19 protein-coding genes are annotated in these 22,308 nt (G+C 50.2%); 12 read left to right on the top strand and 7 right to left on the bottom strand.

Features of this window, described 5'->3' with window-relative positions; all coding sequences use genetic code 11:
* Positions 1–14: 14 nt before the first annotated feature.
* The 8 genes from ACLPHM_RS10830 to ACLPHM_RS10795 all read left to right on the top strand — a co-directional run bounded on the left by ACLPHM_RS10830 (position 15) and on the right by ACLPHM_RS10795 (position 8,350).
* Positions 15–659: an alpha/beta hydrolase gene (locus ACLPHM_RS10830; protein WP_135866119.1), complete on the top strand. Its 645-nt coding sequence runs from the start codon at positions 15–17 to the stop codon at positions 657–659.
* Positions 660–857: 198 nt separating this feature from the next.
* Positions 858–2,039: a D-alanyl-D-alanine carboxypeptidase family protein gene (locus tag ACLPHM_RS10825; RefSeq protein ID WP_430221396.1), complete on the top strand. Its 1,182-nt coding sequence runs from the start codon at positions 858–860 to the stop codon at positions 2,037–2,039.
* Positions 2,040–2,044: 5 nt separating this feature from the next.
* Complete coding sequence (locus ACLPHM_RS10820; RefSeq protein ID WP_430221243.1) at positions 2,045–2,323, top strand: DUF493 family protein; 279 nt, start codon at positions 2,045–2,047, stop codon at positions 2,321–2,323.
* A gap of 20 nt (positions 2,324–2,343) precedes the next feature.
* The gene (lipB, locus tag ACLPHM_RS10815) at positions 2,344–3,018 is read left to right on the top strand and encodes a lipoyl(octanoyl) transferase LipB (RefSeq protein WP_430221395.1); all 675 of its coding nucleotides are present in this window, start codon (positions 2,344–2,346) and stop codon (positions 3,016–3,018) included.
* A gap of 95 nt (positions 3,019–3,113) precedes the next feature.
* Positions 3,114–4,121, top strand: a complete 1,008-nt coding sequence (gene lipA, locus ACLPHM_RS10810) for a lipoyl synthase (protein WP_430221242.1) — start codon at positions 3,114–3,116, stop codon at positions 4,119–4,121.
* A gap of 838 nt (positions 4,122–4,959) precedes the next feature.
* Positions 4,960–5,724: an SDR family oxidoreductase gene (locus ACLPHM_RS10805; RefSeq protein ID WP_430221241.1), complete on the top strand. Its 765-nt coding sequence runs from the start codon at positions 4,960–4,962 to the stop codon at positions 5,722–5,724.
* A 121-nt stretch (positions 5,725–5,845) separates the two neighbouring features.
* The gene (locus tag ACLPHM_RS10800) at positions 5,846–6,886 is read left to right on the top strand and encodes a linear amide C-N hydrolase (protein ID WP_430221394.1); all 1,041 of its coding nucleotides are present in this window, start codon (positions 5,846–5,848) and stop codon (positions 6,884–6,886) included.
* A gap of 90 nt (positions 6,887–6,976) precedes the next feature.
* On the top strand, positions 6,977–8,350 hold the full coding sequence (locus ACLPHM_RS10795) for a uracil-xanthine permease family protein (RefSeq protein WP_430221240.1): 1,374 nt from the start codon (positions 6,977–6,979) through the stop codon (positions 8,348–8,350).
* Between the two features lie 99 nt (positions 8,351–8,449).
* Here ACLPHM_RS10795 and ubiM read toward each other — a convergent pair whose 3' ends face one another.
* On the bottom strand, positions 8,450–9,616 hold the full coding sequence (gene ubiM, locus ACLPHM_RS10790) for a 5-demethoxyubiquinol-8 5-hydroxylase UbiM (RefSeq protein WP_430221239.1): 1,167 nt from the start codon (positions 9,614–9,616) through the stop codon (positions 8,450–8,452).
* Positions 9,617–9,838: 222 nt separating this feature from the next.
* On the bottom strand, positions 9,839–10,768 hold the full coding sequence (gene epsC, locus ACLPHM_RS10785) for a serine O-acetyltransferase EpsC (protein WP_430221238.1): 930 nt from the start codon (positions 10,766–10,768) through the stop codon (positions 9,839–9,841).
* 62 nt (positions 10,769–10,830) lie between these two features.
* On the opposite strand from epsC, the gene pap reads away from it, so the two are divergent.
* The 3 genes from pap to ACLPHM_RS10770 all read left to right on the top strand — a co-directional run bounded on the left by pap (position 10,831) and on the right by ACLPHM_RS10770 (position 15,340).
* Entirely contained in the window at positions 10,831–12,354 is a 1,524-nt protein-coding gene (gene pap, locus ACLPHM_RS10780) for a polyphosphate:AMP phosphotransferase (RefSeq protein ID WP_430221237.1), read from the top strand.
* A gap of 105 nt (positions 12,355–12,459) precedes the next feature.
* Positions 12,460–13,737 carry a Wzz/FepE/Etk N-terminal domain-containing protein gene (locus ACLPHM_RS10775; RefSeq protein ID WP_430221236.1) on the top strand — a complete coding sequence of 426 codons (1,278 nt, stop codon included), beginning with the start codon at positions 12,460–12,462 and terminating at the stop codon, positions 13,735–13,737.
* Between the two features lie 346 nt (positions 13,738–14,083).
* A complete protein-coding gene (locus ACLPHM_RS10770; protein ID WP_430221235.1) occupies positions 14,084–15,340 on the top strand; it encodes a Wzz/FepE/Etk N-terminal domain-containing protein in 1,257 nt (418 codons plus the stop codon).
* A 64-nt stretch (positions 15,341–15,404) separates the two neighbouring features.
* Here ACLPHM_RS10770 and ACLPHM_RS10765 read toward each other — a convergent pair whose 3' ends face one another.
* From ACLPHM_RS10765 to ACLPHM_RS10745, 5 genes are read right to left on the bottom strand one after another with little or no spacing between them, the layout of a single operon-like run.
* The gene (locus ACLPHM_RS10765) at positions 15,405–16,910 is read right to left on the bottom strand and encodes a tripartite tricarboxylate transporter permease (protein ID WP_430221234.1); all 1,506 of its coding nucleotides are present in this window, start codon (positions 16,908–16,910) and stop codon (positions 15,405–15,407) included.
* Positions 16,911–16,915: 5 nt separating this feature from the next.
* Positions 16,916–17,401, bottom strand: coding sequence for a tripartite tricarboxylate transporter TctB family protein (locus ACLPHM_RS10760; RefSeq protein WP_430221233.1), 486 nt, complete (start codon positions 17,399–17,401; stop codon positions 16,916–16,918).
* Between the two features lie 11 nt (positions 17,402–17,412).
* Positions 17,413–18,396 (bottom strand): tripartite tricarboxylate transporter substrate binding protein, encoded by a 984-nt coding sequence (locus ACLPHM_RS10755; RefSeq protein WP_430221232.1) that lies wholly within the window; start codon positions 18,394–18,396, stop codon positions 17,413–17,415.
* Positions 18,397–18,442: 46 nt separating this feature from the next.
* The gene (locus ACLPHM_RS10750) at positions 18,443–20,032 is read right to left on the bottom strand and encodes an aldehyde dehydrogenase (NADP(+)) (RefSeq protein WP_430221231.1); all 1,590 of its coding nucleotides are present in this window, start codon (positions 20,030–20,032) and stop codon (positions 18,443–18,445) included.
* A gap of 39 nt (positions 20,033–20,071) precedes the next feature.
* Entirely contained in the window at positions 20,072–21,205 is a 1,134-nt protein-coding gene (locus tag ACLPHM_RS10745) for an iron-containing alcohol dehydrogenase (RefSeq protein ID WP_430221230.1), read from the bottom strand.
* Between the two features lie 122 nt (positions 21,206–21,327).
* On the opposite strand from ACLPHM_RS10745, the gene ACLPHM_RS10740 reads away from it, so the two are divergent.
* Positions 21,328–22,308, top strand: a complete 981-nt coding sequence (locus tag ACLPHM_RS10740) for a LysR family transcriptional regulator (RefSeq protein ID WP_430221229.1) — start codon at positions 21,328–21,330, stop codon at positions 22,306–22,308.

Below are 22,308 nucleotides of genomic sequence, written 5' to 3'. Positions count from 1 at the left end.
GCATTTTGTGAGCTATGACACAGATTCGGAACGTGGTTTTTAACGGAGAGGCGGGTGCGATTGACTGCGCCGTGGATTGGCCTGAAGGCACGCCTCGTGGTTGGGCATTGGTGTTACACCCGCACCCTTTGCATGGTGGCGCCCGGAATAACAAGGTAGTGACTACCATTGCTAAAGCCTGTACTCAGCATGGCTTGGTGGTAGTGCGGCCAGATTTCCGTGGGGTGGGTGCATCGGCTGGCAGTTTTGATCATGCCAAGGGTGAAACTGCTGACATGCGTTTGTTGGTGCAGCAATTCCAAGCGGCTTATCCCGAGTTGGCCGCAGGAAAATGGGCGTTGGCAGGGTTTTCATTTGGTACTTCGGTCGCTGCGCAGCTGTATTCCTGTTTGGCTGAAGAGCAGCAGCGTGTTCCAGACGCATTAATTCTGACGGGGCCCGCAGTAGAGCGTTTCCGTTTCCGTGAGTTGATGATTCCTGCCCATACCTACTTGTTGCACGGTGAGGTGGATGAGGTAGTACCCTTATCCGAAGCCATGGACTTTGCTAGGGCTCAAGATTTGGCCTTGACCGTGCTGCCCGATTCCTCTCACTTTTTCCACGGCAAGCTGGTACAGCTGCGTGAGTTGGTCGCTCAGCAATTGCAATTATTTGCCTGAGACAAAGCTGGGTGTAAAAAATTGTATGCGGGACAGGGGCTAAGCGTGCTGCGCTCCTGTCATCTGCTTATAATGGGATGCAGCCGCCCGGCGTGGCCATTCAGAAATCAATCCGGAAATTACGCCAGTCTCATGAAATTTTTGTCCCGAATTCGTTCCAAGCTGAGTGTACGCACTCAGCCCATTACTCCTTTATTTATGCGCAAAAAAGTGGCAGCCGCTGTGATCGGTGTGCTGAGCTTTTCGTTGCCTGCCGCCGTTGCTCCCGTTTTTGCGATTGAACCAGGTGTGGTGCAAACTGTAGGCCAGCTTTCTACTATTCCCGCTCCTACTCTGGGCGCTACAGCATGGTTGAGCTTGGATGCTAATAGCGGCCAAGTTATTGCCGCGCAAGGGCTGGATGAGCAGGTAGAGCCTGCTTCACTGACCAAACTCATGACCGCTTTCTTGGTTTTTGAGGCCTTGGAAAAAGGGCGTTTGAGTTTAGATCAGTTGGTGCCTATCTCTGAACATGCATGGCGTACTGAAGGTTCCCGTATGTTTGTGGAGCCTAATACCCAAGTTAGCGTCAATGATCTGCTGCAAGGCGTGATCGTGCAGTCTGGTAACGATGCGACAGTTGCCTTGGCAGAAGCAGTTGCTGGTAGCGAAGAAGCTTTTGTAACGCTAATGAATGAGGAAGCAGCCAGACAGGGGCTGACCCAAACGCATTTTGAGAATGCTAGCGGTTTGCCCGGCGCGACTCATCTGACCTCTGTGCGTGATTTGGGTACGTTGGCACAAAATTTAGTGCAACGTTTTCCACAGCACCTGCACTACTACGGCCAAAAAGAATTTGAGTACAACAAGATTAAACAGCCTAACCGCAACCGTTTGCTGTGGTTGGACAATACCGTTGATGGCCTGAAAACGGGGCACACCAACTCTGCTGGTTACTGCTTGGTGTCTACGGCAGTGCGTGATGGTCGTCGCATTATTTCGGTAGTGGTAGGTACAGCGAACGATGCAGCACGTACAGAAAACAGCTTGAAGCTGCTGAACTGGAGCTTCCAAAACTTTGAAACGGTAGAGCTGTACGGTGCGAGACAACCCGTGGTCAGTGCACGTGTGTGGGAAGGCGAAGCCGAATCAGTAGGTCTAGGCGTGACCAAACCTGTGATGATTACGGTTCCTCGTGGTCGTGCTGGTGAGTTGCAGCCTGTAGCCGAGTACGCTCAACCCCTGATTGCCCCCGTTGCGGATAACGCTAAAGTGGGTCAGGTAAAGCTGATGCTGGGCGATACCGTTTTGCGTCAGGATGATTTGGTGGCCTTGGAAGCTGTGCCTCAAGCAGGCTTTTTTGGTCGTATGGCGGATAAAGTCCGCATGTGGTTTGAGTAAATATTATGACTGGAATCATTCCTCCTGAAGATTCGCTGATCGAATACCCTAGCGAATTCCCTATCAAGGTGATGGGTAAATCCGTACCAGAATTTGCTGAGGTTTTGACAGCACTGGTGCTAGAGCATGACCCTGTGTTTGATATCACAACTATTGAGTCGCGTCCTAGCAAGAACGGGAATTACGTAGGCCTGACCTTCCGCATCACGGCCACCTCGCGTGAGCAATTGGATAATCTGTATCGTGCGTTGCACGGTCATCCATTGGTTTCCATGGTGTTGTAATGGCCGAGATGCTCACACCGGTGATACGCCATTTAGGTACGGACATCAGTTACGACGAGACATGGCAGGCCATGCGACGTTTTACTGAGCAGCGTACAGCAGACACGCCGGATGAGTTATGGGTGCTAGAGCATGCCCCGGTCTATACACTGGGGCAGGCAGGCATGGAAAGCCACGTCTTAAATGCAGCGGGTATTCCGTTGGTGCGTTCTGACCGAGGTGGTCAAGTGACGTATCACGGGCCTGGGCAGGTCGTGGTGTACTGCCTTATCGATTTACGCAGAATAGGTTTATACGTAAAAGCGTATGTAGCAATGCTAGAGCAAGCCATTATCGATGTGTTAACGTCGGTAGGCTTGGATCAGGCATGTAGAAAAGTGGGCGCGCCCGGTGTGTATGTGCCGGGTAGTTGTGTCAGCCCTGTGGTAGCCCCGCCAGACGAACTGGTGAAAATAGCCGCTTTAGGCGTGAAGATCCGCAATGGCTGCAGTTATCACGGCTTAGCGTTAAATGTGAATATGGATTTGAATCCGTTTTTGGGGATTAATCCGTGTGGATATCAAGGACTGCAAACCAGTGATCTACAGCACTGTGGTCTGCAATTGAGTACGGAAAAAGCAGGTGAGCTGCTCGTTTCGACTTTACAACAGGCCTTGTCCTATGCCGCAAAGCAGCATGAGTATTGCTCTGCCTGAGAGCGGCGAACATGATACCCTAGATTCTTAGTTGGCTTTATACGTGCGTGTAGAGCCCATAATTTTGCTTTTGTATACCTTGCGGTGCTTGCTTTATGACTACCCTAGATACCACTGCTGAACGTAAACCTACGGTGCGTGCTCGAGAAGAGCTGTACGACCCTACGGCTAAACAGACAGCACAGGCCAAGACATCACGTATCCCTATTAAAATCGTGCCTGTTGAGCGCTTGAAGAAACCAGAGTGGATTCGGGTTAAGGCGGCTGCACCCAACTCACGTTTCCACGACATTAAAAAGATTCTGCGTGAAAGCAATCTGTTTAGTGTGTGTGAAGAAGCTACCTGTCCAAACATTGGCGAGTGCTTTGGTAAAGGTACGGCAACGTTCATGATCATGGGCGAAAAATGTACCCGTCGTTGCCCGTTTTGTGATGTGGGCCATGGTAGACCAGACCCTCTAGATCAAGATGAGCCTCGTAACTTGGCGAGCGCCATTGGCAAAATGCGGTTGTCCTATGTGGTGATCACATCTGTAGACCGTGACGACTTGCGCGATGGTGGTGCTGCTCACTTTGCGGAGTGTATTACCGAGATTCGTACGCAATCCCCCAAAACTTCTATTGAAGTCTTGGTGCCAGACTTCCGTGGTCGTTTGGACAAAGCGTTGGACATCATGCAAGAGACACCTCCTGATGTGATGAATCACAACTTGGAAACTGTGCCTCGTTTATACAAACAAGCCAGACCTGGTGCAGATTACCTGCATTCGTTGAAGCTGCTGAAAGAATTTAAAGATCGTTGCCCAACTGTTCCTACTAAATCAGGTTTGATGGTGGGCTTGGGCGAGACTGACGAAGAAATCCTAGAAGTGATGCGCGACATGCGTGCCCACAATATTGATATGTTGACCATTGGGCAGTACTTGCAGCCGTCTGAGCACCACTTACCGGTGATGCGTTACGTTACACCAGAGCAATTTAAGGCTTTTGAAGAGGCTGCTTACGAAATGGGCTTTACCCACGCGGCAGTAGGTGCGATGGTGCGTTCGTCTTACCATGCTGATCAGCAAGCAGAACAAGCAGGTGCTTACGCGGCTGGTTAAGTTGCTCTGACACCTAGTAGTTCTATGCAAACCCCTAGTCGTTGACTGGGGGTTTGTTTTTTGGGCAAGCGATACCGTGTTTTGTGGCCTAAGGCTCATGAAACCAGTCGCTGAGCAGTGAACCTCTACGGTTAATACTGATAACTTATTTAGGCTGTGAACGTTGCCGTAGAAAGACTGTATTCATCGCACACGCTGGGGAACTGCAGGAATACTTTTTGTGATTTGTACACCAAATCAAAAAAGTTTCCTCTCCGTCCCCCCCGAAGGTTCTGGATTTTGGCAGGCTTGCTGTCCTTTCTTACGTGGGAGTCCTGTCTGTTGTAACAGTTATCTGCCTACTGCCTTGAGCACGTAACAGATCCGAGCAAAGCACACTACTAAGACGCTACTCCATATTTTCTACAGTTTTCCAGGTAGAAGTAGGACTACAGCGCTGCTAGCACTTCCCATGAGCTACTACAGAAAGACGACTTACTGCCAGTAGCTACCAAAGCAAAGGCCGTGGCAAGCGATGAAGGGAAGGCGGAGGGAAGTATTTTTTTATTTGGTGTACAAATTAAAAAATACTTTCGCAGCCTAAGGCTACGGCAGCTAGTCTTTGATTCGTGGGCTTCTTATCCTTACTACGCATAACCCATCCTAGGTTATGAGTCGCTGACATGAGAATCCCACAGAAGCTCACCACCTTGATAGTAAGCAAGTATTACAAACTTCAAATGGTCTACAGTGTAAGTAGAAGCTCGTTACTGAGCTGGTGCTCGTAGAGCGCTAGATGTTGTCATGTTTGTGGGGCATGATAGCAGTCACTATCCAATACCCTTTCTAGGAGAGTCTTATGGGACGCGTAGCAGAAAAAGTAGCATTGGTAACTGGGGGCGCTTTAGGCATTGGTCGTGCAACGGCCGAATTGCTGGCTCGTGAAGGTGCGAAGGTTGTGGTCACGGATGTGAAGCAAAAAGAAGGCGAAGAGGTAGTCGCACGTATCAAGGCACAAGGTGGTGAGGCCATTTTTGTGCAGCACGATGCGTCTAGCGAAGAGCAGTGGAAAGCGGCTATCGCTGAAAGCTTGAAAGCCTTTGGTAAGTTGAACATTGTGGTGAACAACGCGGGTATTGCGTTAGGCAAAACGGTAGAAGACACTACGCTCGCTGAGTGGCGAAAAGTCCAAGAAATTAACCTAGATGGCGTATTTCTAGGCACCAAATACGGGATTGAAGCACTGCGTAAAAGCGGTGGCGGCTCGATTGTGAACTTGTCGTCTATTGAAGGCCTAGTAGGTGACCCAGGTTTGGCGGCGTATAACGCCAGTAAAGGCGGGGTACGTATCTTCACCAAATCGGCAGCATTGCATTGCGCACAAGCTGGTTATGGCATTCGTATTAACTCGGTACACCCAGGCTATATCTGGACACCGATGGTGGCCGGGCTGGCTGAAAGTGAGCAAACCGAGAAATACAAGCGTTTGGTGAGTCTGCACCCTATTGGGCATCTGGGTGAGGCGGATGATATCGCCTACGGTATTTTGTATTTGGCGTCTGATGAGTCCAAGTTTGTGACTGGCTCTGAGCTGGTGATTGATGGCGGCTATACCGCGCAATAATCGAGTAAAGCTTAACGCTCTGTAACTTTCTGATGTACATGAAGGGGGATTGTGGCATGATTTGTCGCAATCTCACCTTTCTCAAGGAGTTCTCATCATGATACGCAAACCTTTATCGGCCATGCTGTGTGCGGCAGCGCTGGTTGCTGGCCCTGTTGTCTTTTCCGAAGCAGCATACGCGTGTACCCGTTTGGTGTATCACGGTGCAGACAATCAAATCGTGACAGCGCGTTCTATGGATTGGAAAACCTCCATTGATACGAACTTGTGGATTTTCCCACAAGGGATGAAGCGCTCCGGTGAGGCGGGAAGTAATTCGTTGGAGTGGACGTCTAAGTACGGTAGTGTGATTGCATCGGGCTACGATATTTCCACGACCGACGGCTTGAACGAAGCGGGCCTGTCAGCCAGCGTGCTGTGGTTGGTAGAGTCTGAATACCCTGTGCGTGATGAAGGCAAACCAGGTTTAACCATTGCCGCGTGGGCGCAGTATGTACTGGATAACTTTGCGACCGTGTCTGAAGCTGTGGCTGAGTTGGAAAAAGAGCCTTTCACCCTGATCACCGATAACGTGCCAGGTGAGCAGCGTTTGGCGACACTGCACCTTGCGATCTCTGACGCCAGTGGCGACAGCGCCATTGTGGAGTACATAGACGGCAAGCAGCATATTCATCACAGTTCTGAATACCAAGTGATGACCAACTCGCCTACCTACGACAAGCAGTTGGCAATGAATGAGTACTGGGAGCAAATTAGTGGCACAGTGATGTTGCCAGGGACTAACCGTTCAGCAGACCGTTTTGCCCGTGCATCGTTTTACGTGAATGCTATCCCTAAAACACCTAACCAACGTGAAACTATCGCGAGTGTGTTTAGCGTGATTCGTAACGTGTCGGTGCCTTACGGCATTACTACACCGGATCAACCGAATATCTCGTCTACACGCTGGCGTACGGTAGCAGACCAAAAACGTCTGCATTATTTCTTTGAGTCAGCCCTTACACCCAATACTTTCTGGGTAGACTTGAGCAAGTTTGATTTGTCTGAAAAGAGCGGCAAAGTGTTGAAGCTGGAACTGGGCCCAGACCAGACTACCATCTACTCCGGCATGGTGAATGCTGAGTTTAAAGAAAGTAAGCCATTTCAGTTTTTAGGCGTATAAGCCTGTTGTGGTTAGGCCCCATGCATGCGTGGGGCCGTCCAATAGCCCTATGGTGTGGTGTAGAATCATGGCTTTTGCACCCCTATCGCCATGCAACCCACTACATCCACTCAGGTTGACGATACGCAGCTTGTGTACGGTCCGTACGATAAGCCTCGTCCTTGGATCAGCTTTTTCGCTGCACTCCAACACTTATTAGCCATCATTGTGCCCATCGTGACGCCCGGTCTGCTGATTTGTCAGGCGTTGGGAGTGTCGGCACACGATACAAACTTAATCTTGTCTATGTCCTTGGTGATCTCCGGGATTGCGACGTATGTGCAAAGCAAACGCTTCGGACCGTTTGGTGCGGGCTTGCTGATCGTGCAAGGTACAAGTTTCAACTTTGTGGGTCCGTTGATTGCGGGTGGCGCATTGATGGTGAAACAGGGCACACCTGTAGAAACCGTGATGGCGACTATCTTTGGCGTGGTGATTGCCGGCTCGTTTATTGAGATTGGTGTATCACGCATATTGCCAGTGATTCGTAAGTTAATTACCCCATTGGTAACGGGTACGGTGGTGCTGCTGATTGGTTTAACGCTGATTAAAGTGGGTATTATCAGCATGGGCGGCGGCTACGGCGCAATGGGTAATGGCAGCTTTGCGAGTGGCGAGAACTTGCTATTGTCGTGCTCGGTGCTGGTGATCATCATCGTGTTGAACCGTATTCCTGTGGTGTGGGTACGTAGTGCAGCTATTGTGATTGCGTTGGCGGTGGGCTATGCCATGGCGGCCTACTTGGGTCGTTTGGATTTCAGTGGCTTAGAAAAAGCGGCCACGTTCCAAGTTCCTGTGCCACTGCACTTTGGTTTGGATTTCTCGTGGGGACTATTTATCCCTATGATCGTGATTTATCTGGTGACTTCCTTGGAAGCCATTGGTGATGTGACAGCGACCAGTAAGATTTCCCAAGAGCCTGTAGAAGGCCCTGTATGGATGCAGCGTATTAAGGGTGGTGTGTTGGTGAACGGTGTGAACTCGCTGTTGGCCGGTATTTTCAATACCTTCCCAAGCTCTGTGTTTGCACAGAATAACGGCGTGATTCAGCTAACTGGCGTGGCCAGCCGTCACGTAGGTATTTGGATTGCCGGTATGTTGGTGATTCTGGGCTTGTTCCCCGTCGTGTCTGGCGTATTGCAAGCTGTACCTGAGCCAGTGTTGGGTGGCGCAGTAATGGTGATGTTTGGTGCGGTAGCTGCGTCGGGGATCAACATTCTGGCTGGTACCACATTGGATCGTCGTTCTCTGCTGATTATTGCGGTATCTCTAGGCTTGGGCTTGGGCGTGTCTGAAGTACCTGAGCTGTTGGCAAATGTGCCAGAAGGCGTACGTAATGTACTGGGTTCTGGTGTGGCCACGGGTGGTATTTGTGCGCTGTTGATGAACTGGTTCTTGCCAGATCGCTCGCACAAAGAGGCGTAACTTTCTCGCTTAGCTATAGCGGTGGTTAGTCATGCAAACACCCCAAACGTCATGCTGCGTTTGGGGTGTTTTTATTCGCACTGGTGCGTGCAGTGGGGGTTAGCCCGTTAGCTGAGAGGCAACCAGTCGTTTAAACGGTTGTAGGGCATCGGCGGCTTTAAGCACTGTTTTTCGCAAGAAACGAGCCGGTGCCAGATCGTTGGTGTACAGCGCAATTACCATGTTTGTAGCAGCGTACAAAGGTAAGCTGCTGCGTCTGTGGGCATGGGTATAGCTTTGTAGTAGCTCAGCAGAGGCAATGTCTTTACCTTGTTGGAAGGCTGTGATTACGCGTTCGCTTAGGTGTTTAACGCTGAGCGCGCCTAGATTAAAACCGTGAGCGGTAACAGGGTGCATCCCAACGGCTGCATCGCCAATGAGGGCAAAACGTGGGTTATGGAAACGGAAGGCGTAAGCCCCCACTAGTGGATACACATTGCGTTCACTGATGCGTTGCATAGTACCCAGCTGGTATTCATACCGCTGGCTAATGTCTTGATCAAAGGCCTCGTCATCCAAGCGCTGTAATGCTTGCATGGCATGGTGGGGCAGGGTGAGTACTACAGAGGCTTGTTGGCCGTTTAACGGCAGTAATGCGCGTGTTTGACCATAGCCAAACCATTCCCAAGCCACATGATCGTGTGGGATTTCATGTTTAACTCTGAACACCATCATGCTCTTACCGTAGTCGTGCATTTGGGCGGGAATGCCTTGTGCTCTACGGGTTTCCGAAAAACGGCTATCTGCGGCGACGAGCAAACGGCTGCTAATCGTACGACCATCCTCTAGCTCCACTTCAGCGCCATGTGAGTGCGTGCGGGTACGGCGTATCTGTATGCTGTCCAGAATGTGTACACGCTCTTGTGTGGCGCATTGTTTGAAGGCTGCCTGACGGATCAGGTGGTTGGGGATAAGCCAACCCAACTGCGACTGTTTGCCCAGATCAGCACGAATGTTCATGCCTTTGAGTGCATGGCCATCCAAGACTTTGGCGTGACGTAAGTCGGACACTTCTTCGGCAGGAAAATGCTCCCATAGTCCCCAGTCTTGCAACAAGCGTTGAGATTCGTGGGTCAGCGCAATTTCACGTCCGTCAAATGCGGGATCAGCCAGTGCTTCGCGTGGTTGTCGTTCCAGTACTGCCACGTCCATGCCTGCGCGAGCCAGTGTGTAGGCTAAGCACAATCCTGTCGGCCCTGCCCCGACAATAGTTACGTCTACATTCATGTCACCATACCTTTATAGTGTGAAGTCAGTCTCAGCCATTCTAGGGGTTAGAGCGCGTAGTGGCTTTGATCTGTGCTAAGAGATGTGAGGACGAAAAATGTGGTCAAGAGCGGCACCTCACTGCGGTATGGGGAAGTTCTGACTGTACATACAACAAAGGCGTTATCAAGCTTGCTCTTGTATAACGCCTTGTGTTGACCCGTTGGGGCAGGAGCTAGCCTGTTATACCTGTGCGCACTGCACCTGGGATACTTGGCTTTCGGGTGGCACATCACGTGTCAGCCAGACGTTACCGCCAATCACAGAACCTCGACCAATGGTTACGCGGCCTAGAATGGTAGCGCCTGCGTAAATCACCACATCGTCTTCAACGATAGGGTGACGAGGGTTACCTTTGACCAATGAGCCATCATCTGACACAGGAAAGCGCTTAGCGCCCAGTGTGACTTGCTGATACAGACGTACATTGCGGCCAATAATGGCGGTTTCACCAATAACTACACCCGTGCCGTGGTCAATAAAGAAGCTCTCACCAATCTGTGCACCGGGGTGTATGTCTATACCCGTTTGCGAGTGCGCGATCTCGGTAATCAAACGAGCGAGTAAGGGAACGCCACGTTTGTATAACGGGTGGGCTATACGGTGGGCAATAATGGCGGTCACCCCGGGATAGCACAGCAGAACTTCTGAGGTGCTGCCTGCAGCAGGGTCACCTTGATAGGCGGCACGTATGTCGCTGACTAATAGCGCACGTACAGCAGGCAGTTCAGCAGCGAATTCGCGCGTAATGGCGATGGCTTCTTGCTCTATGCTGTCGTCATCACAGTTCTCGCGGCCCGGTACAAAACAGAGTGCGCGTCGCACTTGTTCTACCAAAATGGCTAGCGTGGAACTGAGGGTAGTGCCTACGTAATAATCGATGGTTTCAGCCGTAAGATCGGCGTGACCGTAGTGTGTAGGGAACATCGCGGCAGACAAGCCTTTGACGATGCCTTGTACAGCTTCACGAGAAGGTAGTTCACGCACGCGGCCCAAGTAGCGAATTTTATGGGTAACTTCACGAGACTCACGCAATGCCGCCACAATGTTCTCAACTCCCCAATGAGAGTGGGCAAGGCTGGCACGCTGAGCGGGGTTGGATCTGGAGTTCATATACATACCTAAAATGACATGTGTATATTATGTGTCTTGTGCACTCATTCAGGAAGCCCCTCATGTTCGAAGATGCAGAAACCGACCCTTGTTTAAGCAAAGAAGAGGCACAACAGCGCATTGCTGAGTTGCGTACCGCCTTGCAGCACCAGCAGTATCGTCGCTTGCATGAACAGAAACAAAGTTTGTTGATTGTGGTGGCGGGTATAGATGGCGCAGGTAAGGGTAGCGCCATCAACCAGTTAAATACATGGTTGGACCCTCGGTATGTGCATACCTTAGCGTATGGCAAGCTGACGTCCGGTGAGGCAATGCGTCCTGCTATGTGGCGGTATTGGCGCGATTTACCCACTAAGGGCAGCATAGGGTTAGTGTTTGGGTCGTGGTATGCCTCGTTGTTGAGTGAAGCGGTACGTAAGCGACCTGATCACGACAAGATCATGTTGTACGCTACATTGATCAACCGTTTTGAAGCCATGTTGGCCGCAGAAAATGTACAGGTGGTAAAGCTGTGGTATCACTTGTCCAAACAAGCGCAGTACGAGCGTACGCAGCGTTTATTGGCGGATCCGGCTACGGCCTGGCGGGTGACCAAGGCTGATCTGAAAGTACAGAAGAAGTTCGAGCGTTTACGCCATGCGGCACAAACCACCTTAGAGCTGACTACACGTAGTTATGCGCCTTGGGTCATCGTACCTAGTGCTGATGACAACTTACGTGCTGTGCGCACCGCTGAAGTCGTGTTGCATGCATTGCAACAGCCAGTGGGCCAAGCTATTCATCTAGATGAGGCGCTTGCTTTGCCTATGGCAGCGCACAAAGCCACATTGCGTGGGGTAAATTACCGCACACAATTGAAAAAAGATAACTATGCAGAGCAGTTAAGTCATTGGCAGGGGCGCTTAGCTCAAGTGGTGCGTAGTGATACGTTTAAAGAGCGTTCCTTAGTCTTGGCTTTTGAAGGCCAAGATGCTGCAGGTAAAGGGGGGGCGATACGCCGTGTTACGGAGGCCTTGGATGTGCGTAGTTATGCGGTGCATCCTATTGCGGCCCCCTCAGCAGAAGAGCTGGCGCGTCCGTATCTATGGCGGTTCTGGCGATCGTTGCCACGTCATGGGCACGCGGCTATTTTTGACCGTTCTTGGTATGGGCGAGTCTTGGTGGAGCGGGTAGAAAAACTGATCAGTCCTACGCGGTGGCGTCAGGCATACGACGAAATCAATAGCTTTGAGTCGCAAATGGTGGCCAATGGCACGGTGGTGATTAAGTTTTGGCTGGCGGTATCCAAAGGGGAACAGTTGCGCCGTTTTCAAGAGCGCGAGGACTCCCCCTTCAAACAGTACAAGATCACCGAGGACGACTGGCGCAATCGCAAAAAGTGGTCGGCTTACCATACTGCCACTGAAGACATGCTGACGCACACCAACACCTTGTTGGCCCCTTGGTATATCATCCCTGCAGACGACAAACGTTACGCACGTGTAGAGGTGCTAAAGCATATTGTGTTAACGCTGGAAGGGTTGGATAAACAAGAGGTGTTGTATAGTGAGCCGCCAGTTCTGCAGCAAAGTAGCGAGATCCTGTGAGGGGGATCGGCAATTAATGAAAAGATTACAATAGTATTACAGAGCAGGTCGGGATAAAGGGTATAATTTATTTTTTACCCATTTATCCTGAATTTCTTGAGTGTTGTGAATACTAAAAATCATTTAAATCAAAAAGAGGGCACTACAGAAATAGATTTATCAGAATTAATACGGTCTTTAGGACAGCAGTGGAAATTGATTGCCGGTATTATGGCAGCAGTATTTTCCTTAGCAGTAGTGTATGTGATTGTGGCGAATCCGGTATACCAAGCTAAAAGTGTTCTGCGCGTCGCTGAGCTTCGAGATTTGGACCGTTTAAATCTGTTGGATCTGTATTCTCTAGATCGAGAAGTTGCATTACAACAGATAGGGAACGAGTTAGAGTCGTACAGCACACGACTGGATTTCTTCCGTGAGAACCCTGAGCTGTTCAAAGCCCTGGAAAGTCCAATTCGCTCGTTAGAACAGTCATTTGATGTGTTCAACGAGGATGCCTTTACCGTCACACGATCTGCGCAACAGCAGAAAGATGGGCAACAGCGTAGTCGCTACGTAGAGATCGTGATGGAGTACTCAGGCGGATTGAATGGGCCGGTAATCCTCAATAACTTAGTGTCTTATGTGCATGCGCAAGAACAAGAGCGTGTGAAGTCTGACGTGTCAGCGTTGGCAGACAATCGTATTGAGCGCCTAGAGCGTCAGCTAAATACCGCCTTGGTGGGCTACCAGGCAGCGGTAGAGATGGAGGTCGCACAACTGCGTGAGCAAGACATACTCAAGCAAAATGAGCTAGAGGATGAACTTAATGCGTTGCGACTAGAACTTAAAAATCAGCGATTAAACAGACTAGAAAAGCTTAACGAAGCTATTTATATTGCGACAGAATTGGGAATTAAAAACCCCACTACATTAGCAAGCCTTTCTCAAGAACAGCAGCAACGAATAAATGCTAATGTTATTCGCGCTGAAATTAATGCTCAAAATAAAGACCCGTTATACTTCATGGGAACTAGAGCGTTATTAGCTGAAAAAGAAATATTAAGCTTACGTGAATCTGATGATTTTATGGAGCCACGTATAGCGCAAATATATAAAGAATTAGAGTTATTGAAAAATAATAGAAGAGTAGAAATGTTATTGGCCCGTGATAACGAAAAGCTTTTCTTGGAATCTAATTCACAAATTCGTTCAGATATTGCACGTTTACAAGAATTAAAATCTGATCTGGGTAATTTGCGTTTGGTACGTTTAGATCAAGTAGCGGTAGAACCTGTAGCGCCTGTGCGCCCTAAACGGTTGTTGATTTTATTGTTGAGCCTCGTACTAGGTGGGATACTTGGTGTGAGTGTTGCTCTAGGTCGTAGCCTACTGAGACAGCGATAGGTACATAGGTCTATAGCGAGTTGAGTGGGTAGCCCTTTACTTCTATGAGGTGAAGGGCTTTTTATTGCCACGTATATGAGAATGGTTTTTATTTACGACAATAAAAGATAAAGAAGGGATAATTTTGTCCATTTATTGATCGTTTAAAATCGCAATCTTCGTTACAGTTCATAAAATATGATTGTCTATAAGGTAACGAGATGATTCTTAACCTTGTAAAATATATTCGTTTATACTTCGGCGATGTACTATAAAAAGAACAGCACGGCAGTCTACATTCCATATAACAAGTTTCAGGTATATACGCACAGTGAGTGAAAACAGCACAAAGCAGCCGAATAACGGTATGGCGACAGATGAAATTGATTTGCTGGGATTATTTAGCGCGATATGGAAACAGCGCTTATTAATCTTGGCAATTACACTGGCTGTGACAGTTTGTGCAGCACTGTATGCCTTTCTGGTAACGCCGCAATATCAAGTTAAAAGTGTCTTGCGAATTGCGCAGCTCAAAGACTTGGATAGGTTGAACTCATTGGGTTTGATGGAGTTGGATGGTACGGCCGCTCTAGAGATGGTTGGGCAAGAGCTAGAGTCGTATAGACTGCGCCAAGAGTTCTTTGACGAACATCCTGATCTTTTTGAGAAGTTGAAAAAGGGCGATCTGAGTGCTGAGCAGGCTTTTGCGCAATTCAACGATGAAGCCTTTAAGGTACTGTGGCCACCTATTCCGCCTAAAGGCGCAACACAAACTAATGTGTACGTTGGGTTGGAAATGACTTATCCAGCAGGTCTGGATGGCGCCAAAATACTGAATGAGCTCGTGCGTTTTGTATTGCAAAGAGGACAAGATCGCGTCAAACAAAACATTGATGTGTTGATTACCAACCGTATAGAGTTGCTGCAGCGTAAGCTGCGTTCTGCAAAAGTGGCCTATGAGGCGTCAATCGAGTCACAGATAGAGAACTTAAAAGAGCTGGATACGCTGAAACGTCAGCAGTTGGAAGACGAGTTGGTTGCGTTGCGTTTAGAGCTGAAAATCCAGCGTCAGAACCGTCTGGCAGCTCTGAATGAGGCTATTGAGATTGCACAGAAACTGGGCATAGAAAACCCGACCACCTTATTAGGCATGTCGCAAGCTATGTCGCCATCACGAGCAGCGACTAGCGTGATCAGCACAGGGGTAGCCGGACAAGAAGAACCATTGTATTTCTTAGGCACTCGCGCGTTACGTGCTGAACGCGAAACGCTGCTAGCGCGAGAAACCGACGATTTTGAGGCACCACGTATTGCTGAGATCTTCAAAGAGTTAGAGCTCTTGAAGAACAACCGCCACATTGAAATGTTGCAGTCTCGCGAGAATGAGCAGGTGTTCTTGAAAGCCCAAGCTGAAATACGTTCTGAAATTGCCGGTTTAGAAAGCTTGCGCGTAGATTTAAGTGATATACGTCTGGTAAGGCTAGATCAGTCTGCTGTTGAGCCATTGAAGCCTGTTAAACCACAACGAAAACTTATTGTGTTGCTGGCCCTGATCGGTGGTTTGATTTTGGGTGTGATGGTGGCGCTAGTACGTAGCCTAGTGCTCCCTACCAAAGACGCCTAAGCGACGTGGATCACAAAAAACCGGAGCCGTATGATGCGGCTCCGGTTTTTTTATGCCTGTTTCACTATCTAGGCAGTTGTAGTGGGGGGCGGCGCAAGGAGCGTAGTAAACGCACAATCAAGGGCAAGAACCACACTACCAATACGAGTGTGCCCAAACCTGCACTAATAGGGCGAGAGAAGAACTCGGTTAGGTCGCCATTACTACGCATCATGGACGTCATGAAGCTTTTCTCTAGTAGGCCACCCAATACCAATCCCAGAATAATAGGGGCTATAGGGAAGGATGCTAAGCCTAAGATGAATGCAGCCAAGCCTGCAATAAGCATCAAGATAATGTCTACATCAGAGTTATTAATGGCATAAGCTCCTACTACACAAAATGCCAATACTATAGGCATCACAATGCGTGGAGGCGTAGCGACAAAGCCTTTGCTAGCACGGATGGCAATATAGCCTACGGGTAACATGACCAAGTTGGCCACGATGAACACAGTGAACAAGCCGTAGATCATTTCCCCACCATTTAAGAAAATAGCTGGGCCAGGATTCATGCCTTTCATGTACAGCACGCCAATTACGACAGCAGTGATAGAGTCTCCAGGAATGCCGAATACGAGAGCAGGCACCCAGGAACCGCTAACAGCAGCGTTGTTAGACGAACCGGCTTCTACAATGCCTTCAATATGCCCAGTGCCAAACTTTTCAGGTGTTTTAGACATTTTTCGGCTGACGGCATAGGATACCCATGCCGCAATATCAGCACCCGCACCGGGCAATACGCCAATCAAACTACCTGTGCCACTGCCGCGTAAAACGGATGGCCAATGTTTACGCAGGGCTGGACGTACCTCTCCGAACACTTTGCCAGAGTCCTTCACGGCCACTTTTAAGTCAGCGCTGCGCTCAGCAGAGAATCGCATGACTTCGGCGATGGCGAACATACCAATCATCACAGGAATGAAATTCACGCCAGCCATGAGATCAGGTACATCAAAGGTAAAGCGTGGTGAACCGGTAATCAAATCTAATCCTACCGTGGATAGGAATAAACCTATACACAGCGACAGCAAGGCTTTGAGGCGAGATCCTGAAGAAATAAAGATCGCACAACTTAGTCCTAGAACCGCTAACCAGAAATACTCAAAGGAGCTGAATTTCAGAGCCACCTCGGCTAGTGAGGGAGCCACAAAAATCAGCACCAACGTGCCTGCTACACCACCGATGACTGAACAGACTAACGCTACACCTAGGCACTCACTGGCTTTGCCACGTAGCGAGAACTGGTAGGCTTCATCTACATAGGCAGCTGAAGAGGGGGTGCCAGGAATACGTAAGTAGGCACCAGGAATGTCACCCGCAAAAATAGTCACTGCTGCGGTAGTCACCATCGCTGCAATCGCAGGGATGGGGTCCATAAAATAGGTGACGGGAACTAATAGAGCGACAGCCATGGTAGCGGTAAGCCCAGGCACAGCGCCAAGGAATACCCCAAAGGCTGCACAGGCCAAGATGACGGCCATGGTCTCCAGATTAAAGACTAGAGCCATACCTCCAAGAATTGCATCCATAATTGTTATCCAAGCAGCACGCCCAAAGGTAGGGGTACCTTGAGCATATAGACAAAAGCGAACCAAATCACAGCACTAGTGGCAGCAGCCAGCACAATGGCTAGTGGCCAGTGCACACCGTTACACAACATCAGAATGACAACTAAGAGTGTGAGCGTGAGAATGGCACCAAGGGTGTCAGCTAAGAGTAGATACGCAATGATTAGCAGGAGAGGAAGGATGAGCCTAAAGAGAAACAGTAGTGTGAGGCTCAGTGGGGTGGCGGGGCGCTGTAAGCGTGCGAGTAAAAATGGGTGTACCGCTTTGATAAACACCCAAGCACCGCCTAGCGTGAGTATGAAACCGATGATTTTAGGAAATAGGTCTGCGCCGTAATCGTTGCCGGGTAACGTGGGAAAGCCCTGGGCTTCTACCAGTACGTAGATGCCCAAGGCTGTTACCACCAATCCGGCCAGTAACTCACTGAGTTTCTGGGCAAAAATGGTGTTCATGAGTGATGTCCTTAGCGTTTTAGGCCCAGTTTCTCAACGGTTTCGCCCATCACTGCATCGGTATCCACCAAGAATTGGGTGAAGTCTGCGGTGTTACGCCACACAGCACCAAACCCCTGCTTTTTCATGAAGTCTTGGTAAATATCACTTTGATAGGCTTTTTCCAAAGCTGCTTCCAAGGTTGCTACCACTTCAGGGTCCATACCTTTGGGGCCACCAATAGCGCGCCATTCACCTAAGGCGTAATCAGAGTTGATTTCTTCTTTCAGAGTCGGAACCTGATTGAAAACAGGGTTACGCTCAGGAGCCATAATGGCTAAGGATTTCACACGGCCAGCATCCATCATGGAACGGGCTTCAGGAACCGAGGTAGGGGCAATATCAATACCGCCTGCTACCAAGTCAGTCATGGCAGGCGCTGCGCCTTCGCTAGGGATCCACTGTACGGCTTTAGGATCGATACCCTGGTCCACTAACAAACCACCAAAGGCAATGTGCCAAATACCGCCTTGACCCACGCCAGAGGCTTTTAAAGTCCCAGCAGGTTGTGCACGAATGGCTTCAATCAGTTCGCCTACATTTTGGTAGGGAGAGTCGGCACTGACTTGTACGCCAGCATAGTCGTAGTTGATTTGAGCGATAGGGGTGTAGGCTGTGTGATCCAGTTTGGTCAGCCCTTGCCAGTGCATCATGCTGACTTCACCAGTCATCAAGCCCAGTGTGTATCCATCAGGTTTAGAGTTGGCCAATACGGTGTGGCCTACTACGCTACCACCACCAGCACGGTTAACCACGTTAATGGGTTGGCCCAGTTCTTGTTCCAGAGCAATAGCAATAGTGCGGGCAATGTTGTCACTGCCACCACCAGCAGCCCAAGGCACGATCAAAGTGATGGGGCGGTCTGGGTAAGCGGCCATGACAGCAGAGGCGCTGACGCTTAGGGCGAGGGCGCTGATGGCCAGCGCAAAAGGTGTTGTACCTGTTCTTTTTTGCATGATGTCTCCCTTTTTTATAGGAAATAGGTGTAAATAGCTAACAGCCTTAGTTGCTTAGTGGTGCTCTAGTCATTTGCCCATCAACCAGACGCAGAATGCCCAAGGGGTTACTGTTCTGTAAGGCAGGAGGCAAGAGCGTGTCTGGATAGTTCTGGAAGCAGACAGGGCGCAGGAAGCGACGTATAGACAAGGTACCTACAGAGGTGCCTCTAGCGTCTGACGTGGCTGGATAGGGGCCACCATGTACCATGGCATCACAAACTTCTACGCCGGTAGGGTAGCCATTGAGCAGCAGGCGACCGCTGCGTTGTTCCAAGGCACTCAGCAGCTCGGGATGAGCATGCAGATCGTCCGTTTCGCCTTGCAACGTAACAGTGAGCTGGCCTTGTATTTCATGGAAGAAGCGCTGAAGCATTTCCACGTTTGGTACGGTAACCACCACCGTTGCTGGCCCAAACACTTCAGCTTCCAGTAATTTTTCCGGATGAAATAATAACTCAGGTGTGGCACGTAACACATGGGCGCGTGCTTTGCCTTCTTCAGCTTCACCACCGTGCAGTTGCGTAATGCCGGGGGTAGCCAATAAGCGTGTGATACCTTGTTCGTAGTGAGATAGGATCTGGCGATTCAGCATCTCTTGATCCGGTATGGCGGCCATGGCTGTTTGCAGTTCGCTGATGAACAGCTCAGTTTCGGGTGAGTCTATCGCCAGAATCAAACCAGGGTTGGTACAGAATTGTCCACAGCCCATGGTGACAGACGCTGCCAAATCTTTAGCCAAACTGGCATGACGAACCTTTAGTGCGTTGGGCATCATCCAAACCGGATTGATGCTGGACATCTCGGCAAATACAGGAATAGGTTCTGGGCGTGCGGCTGCCAAGTCACACAAGGCGCGACCACCAGATAACGAACCGGTAAAGCCTACTGCTTTGATATCCGGGGCACGCACAAGGTCTTCTCCTACGCGGCTGCCATACACCATGTTGAATAGGCCAGCAGGCATACCTGTTTTGATGATGGCGCGCTCTATGGCTTGTCCAATCCACTCTGCCGTAATCATGTGGCTAGAGTGCGCTTTGACGACCACAGGGCAGCCTGCTGCCAAGGCAGAAGCCGTATCACCACCGGCTACCGAGAAGGCAAGCGGGAAGTTGCTGGCACCAAATACAGCGACAGGGCCCACACCAATATTCACCAAGCGTATGTCGGCGCGTGGTAACGGTGTGCGGTTGGGTTGTGCTGGGTCTATACGCGCATCCAGAAAATCACCTCGGCGCAGTACGGAAGCGAACAAACGCAATTGCCCTGAAGTACGGCCACGTTCACCTATGATTCGGGCAGTAGGTAGCGCGGTTTCACGTACGACGTCAGCAATAAAGTCGTCACCCAACGCATCAATTTCAGCGGCAACTTGCTCTAAAAAATCGGCGCGTACAGAAGGTGACTTCTGGCGATAGGTAGAGTAAGCGTGGCTGGCAGCGGCAACAGCTTGTTGTACCTCTTCCGGTGTGGCTTGGAAAAAAGCGGTAGGGTGTGCGCTACCATCGGCGGCGGCAAGGCTACGTAAACAGGCTTCACCGCTAGATGTACGTTGACCACCAATGAATTGTTGTCCAGTAATGGAAGTCTGCATGGCTGACTTTCTCCTTGTTATGGTTAGTGGCAAGAGGGGTTACAAAGAAGCTTCCAACATGTGGCGGTAGTCTTCAGGGCTTGCGTCACGAGGGTTGGTTTTATGGCTGTGGTCAGCTAAAGCACCTTCGATAATGCGATCAAAGAGTTCTGGGCCTACACCGATTTGGCTCAGCGTGGTGGGCAAGCCCAAACGCGCGGTGAGCTCCAACACTGCTTGAGCGACATCAGCACCAACGGGCAGACCCATGGCTTGAGCCATACGGGCCAGTTTGTCTTCATTGATCATGGTGTCGACGCTACTGTTAAAGCGGATAACAGCAGGCAGCAAAATGGCGTTTAGTGTGCCGTGATGTAGGCGAGGGTTAATGCCGCCCAGCGCATGGCTTAAGCTGTGTACACAACCTAAGCCTTTTTGAAAGGCCAGTGCCCCCTGCATTGAGGCGCTCATCATGTTTAGGCGCGCTTCTTGATTGCTGGGTTCTGTGGTGGCGGTTTCAATGTGTGCCCAGGCACGACGCAAACCATCCAATGCAATACCATCGGCTGGTGGGTTGAAGGCGGGAGCCATGAACGTTTCCATACAGTGGGCAATCGCGTCCATGCCGGTGGCGGCAGTCATGTCTGCTGGTAAGCCCATGGTCAGTTCGGGGTCACAGATAGCAACGCGTGGCACGACGAATGGGGAGATCACGCCTACCTTGCGGCCGTCATCTAAAATCAGGATAGCGCCACGGCCCACTTCACTGCCGGTACCTGCGGTAGTGGGTACGGCAATCACAGGGGCAGTTGCAGAGGTAATGCGAGCCAAACCGCCTTCAATGACGGCAAATTGGCGCAAGGGGCCGGGGTGGGCAGCACAGACAGCAACCCCTTTGGCCAAGTCTATCGCTGAACCACCACCCAGAGCGATAATGCCATCGCACGCGTGCTCTTGGTAGTGCGTCACAGCGGCACGTACAGCAGCTTCGTTGGGGTTAGGTGGTGTTTGGTCAAAAACGGCTGCGGGCGTTGCTAGCTGTTGCTGAACGGTGTCCAGCAGACCCGCATTGCGTATACCGGCATCTGTTACAATGAGTGGGTTCTGAATACCCAGCTTAGTACATTCTTCTTGCAGTGTTTTGATACTTCCAAACCCAAACTGCACTTGCGTAATATAGTTGATAAGCGCCATTGTCGTATTTCTTCTTTAGTTGCTAGGAGATGGCTGTGTGTTAACGCCAGATGGCCTCAACTATATCCACGGGTAGTACTTTGGGATAATGACAACCACTGATAGGCTCATAACGAAAATTCATGCCTGCACTGCCATCCCTTACTTCCATCATCTCCCGACTGCGCATGCGCCATTTGCGGCTGCTCATAGCGCTGCATGAACATGGCACCGTACAGAAAGCAGCAGAAGCGGTAGCGCTAACACAGCCTGGGGCGACTAAAGCACTAGGGGAAATAGAAAGCACGCTGGGTGTACAACTGTTTAAGCGCACGCATCGAGGGCTAGAAACTACCGAAATGGGCTTGTGTGCGGTGCGTTATGCGCGGCTGATTAATACCGATCTGGCACATTTTCACGAGGAAATGGAAGGCATACTGCAAGGCCATGGTGGGCGCTTGTCGGTAGGGTTAATCATGGGTGCGGTACCCATCTTGTCGGCGGCGTTGGCGCGTGTGCAGCAACTGCAGCCTGCTATTGCTATAGAAGTTGTAGAAGACACCAGTGCTAGATTGCTGCGATTATTGGATCATGGGCGTTTAGATGTGGCTATCTGTAGGTCGCGGGTAAACCAAATGCCGCATCTATATGACAGTTTGGCCATTAATGACGAAGAGTTGGCCGTGATTTGCCACCCTGAGAATCCCTTGGCAAGCCAAGCGCACATAACTCTAGAAGATTTGGCGCAGGCGCCTTGGATTGTGTACCCTGCCAATATGCCCATGCGATTGCTGCTAGAGCGAGAGTTTCACGAGGACAATTTGCAGTTTCCGTTGTACCCCATTGAAACAGCATCGGCCTTTACTACGCTATTCATGTTGCAACACGATAGGGCATCGGTGTCAGTGATGGCAATGGATGCAGCCCAGCCTTTTTGTGATGCTGGTATGGTGTTGCGATTACCGCTAACACTGCATTCGCGTAGTGAATCGTATGAGTTGGTGACTCGTAAGGGGGCCTCCTTATCACCTGCCACACGACTCTTTATGAAAGAAGTGGCACAAGCAGGCAATCTGAAGCCTGATATGACGGTGTACTTGGAGTCATTACAACAGCGGTCATAA

Origin of the sequence: Paenalcaligenes sp. Me131, from assembly GCF_050487225.1 — a bacterium.
GTDB lineage: Bacteria > Pseudomonadota > Gammaproteobacteria > Burkholderiales > Burkholderiaceae_B > Paenalcaligenes.
Note: the sequence above shows the minus strand (reverse complement) of the source record. Positions and strands in the feature narration are given on the sequence as shown.

What these genes read in the sequence shown, in the direction of transcription:
- ACLPHM_RS10830 (WP_135866119.1), top strand. Translation starts at nt 15, where the DNA reads ATGACACAGATTCGGAACGTGGTTTTTAACGGAGAGGCGGGTGCGATT.
- ACLPHM_RS10825 (WP_430221396.1), top strand. Translation starts at nt 858, where the DNA reads ATGCGCAAAAAAGTGGCAGCCGCTGTGATCGGTGTGCTGAGCTTTTCG.
- ACLPHM_RS10820 (WP_430221243.1), top strand. Translation starts at nt 2,045, where the DNA reads ATGACTGGAATCATTCCTCCTGAAGATTCGCTGATCGAATACCCTAGC.
- lipA (WP_430221242.1), top strand. Translation starts at nt 3,114, where the DNA reads ATGACTACCCTAGATACCACTGCTGAACGTAAACCTACGGTGCGTGCT.
- ACLPHM_RS10805 (WP_430221241.1), top strand. Translation starts at nt 4,960, where the DNA reads ATGGGACGCGTAGCAGAAAAAGTAGCATTGGTAACTGGGGGCGCTTTA.
- ACLPHM_RS10800 (WP_430221394.1), top strand. Translation starts at nt 5,846, where the DNA reads ATGCTGTGTGCGGCAGCGCTGGTTGCTGGCCCTGTTGTCTTTTCCGAA.
- ACLPHM_RS10795 (WP_430221240.1), top strand. Translation starts at nt 6,977, where the DNA reads ATGCAACCCACTACATCCACTCAGGTTGACGATACGCAGCTTGTGTAC.
- ubiM (WP_430221239.1), bottom strand. Translation starts at nt 9,616, where the DNA reads ATGAATGTAGACGTAACTATTGTCGGGGCAGGGCCGACAGGATTGTGC.
- epsC (WP_430221238.1), bottom strand. Translation starts at nt 10,768, where the DNA reads ATGAACTCCAGATCCAACCCCGCTCAGCGTGCCAGCCTTGCCCACTCT.
- pap (WP_430221237.1), top strand. Translation starts at nt 10,831, where the DNA reads ATGTTCGAAGATGCAGAAACCGACCCTTGTTTAAGCAAAGAAGAGGCA.
- ACLPHM_RS10770 (WP_430221235.1), top strand. Translation starts at nt 14,084, where the DNA reads ATGGCGACAGATGAAATTGATTTGCTGGGATTATTTAGCGCGATATGG.
- ACLPHM_RS10765 (WP_430221234.1), bottom strand. Translation starts at nt 16,910, where the DNA reads ATGGATGCAATTCTTGGAGGTATGGCTCTAGTCTTTAATCTGGAGACC.
- ACLPHM_RS10760 (WP_430221233.1), bottom strand. Translation starts at nt 17,401, where the DNA reads ATGAACACCATTTTTGCCCAGAAACTCAGTGAGTTACTGGCCGGATTG.
- ACLPHM_RS10755 (WP_430221232.1), bottom strand. Translation starts at nt 18,396, where the DNA reads ATGCAAAAAAGAACAGGTACAACACCTTTTGCGCTGGCCATCAGCGCC.
- ACLPHM_RS10750 (WP_430221231.1), bottom strand. Translation starts at nt 20,032, where the DNA reads ATGCAGACTTCCATTACTGGACAACAATTCATTGGTGGTCAACGTACA.
- ACLPHM_RS10745 (WP_430221230.1), bottom strand. Translation starts at nt 21,205, where the DNA reads ATGGCGCTTATCAACTATATTACGCAAGTGCAGTTTGGGTTTGGAAGT.
- ACLPHM_RS10740 (WP_430221229.1), top strand. Translation starts at nt 21,328, where the DNA reads ATGCCTGCACTGCCATCCCTTACTTCCATCATCTCCCGACTGCGCATG.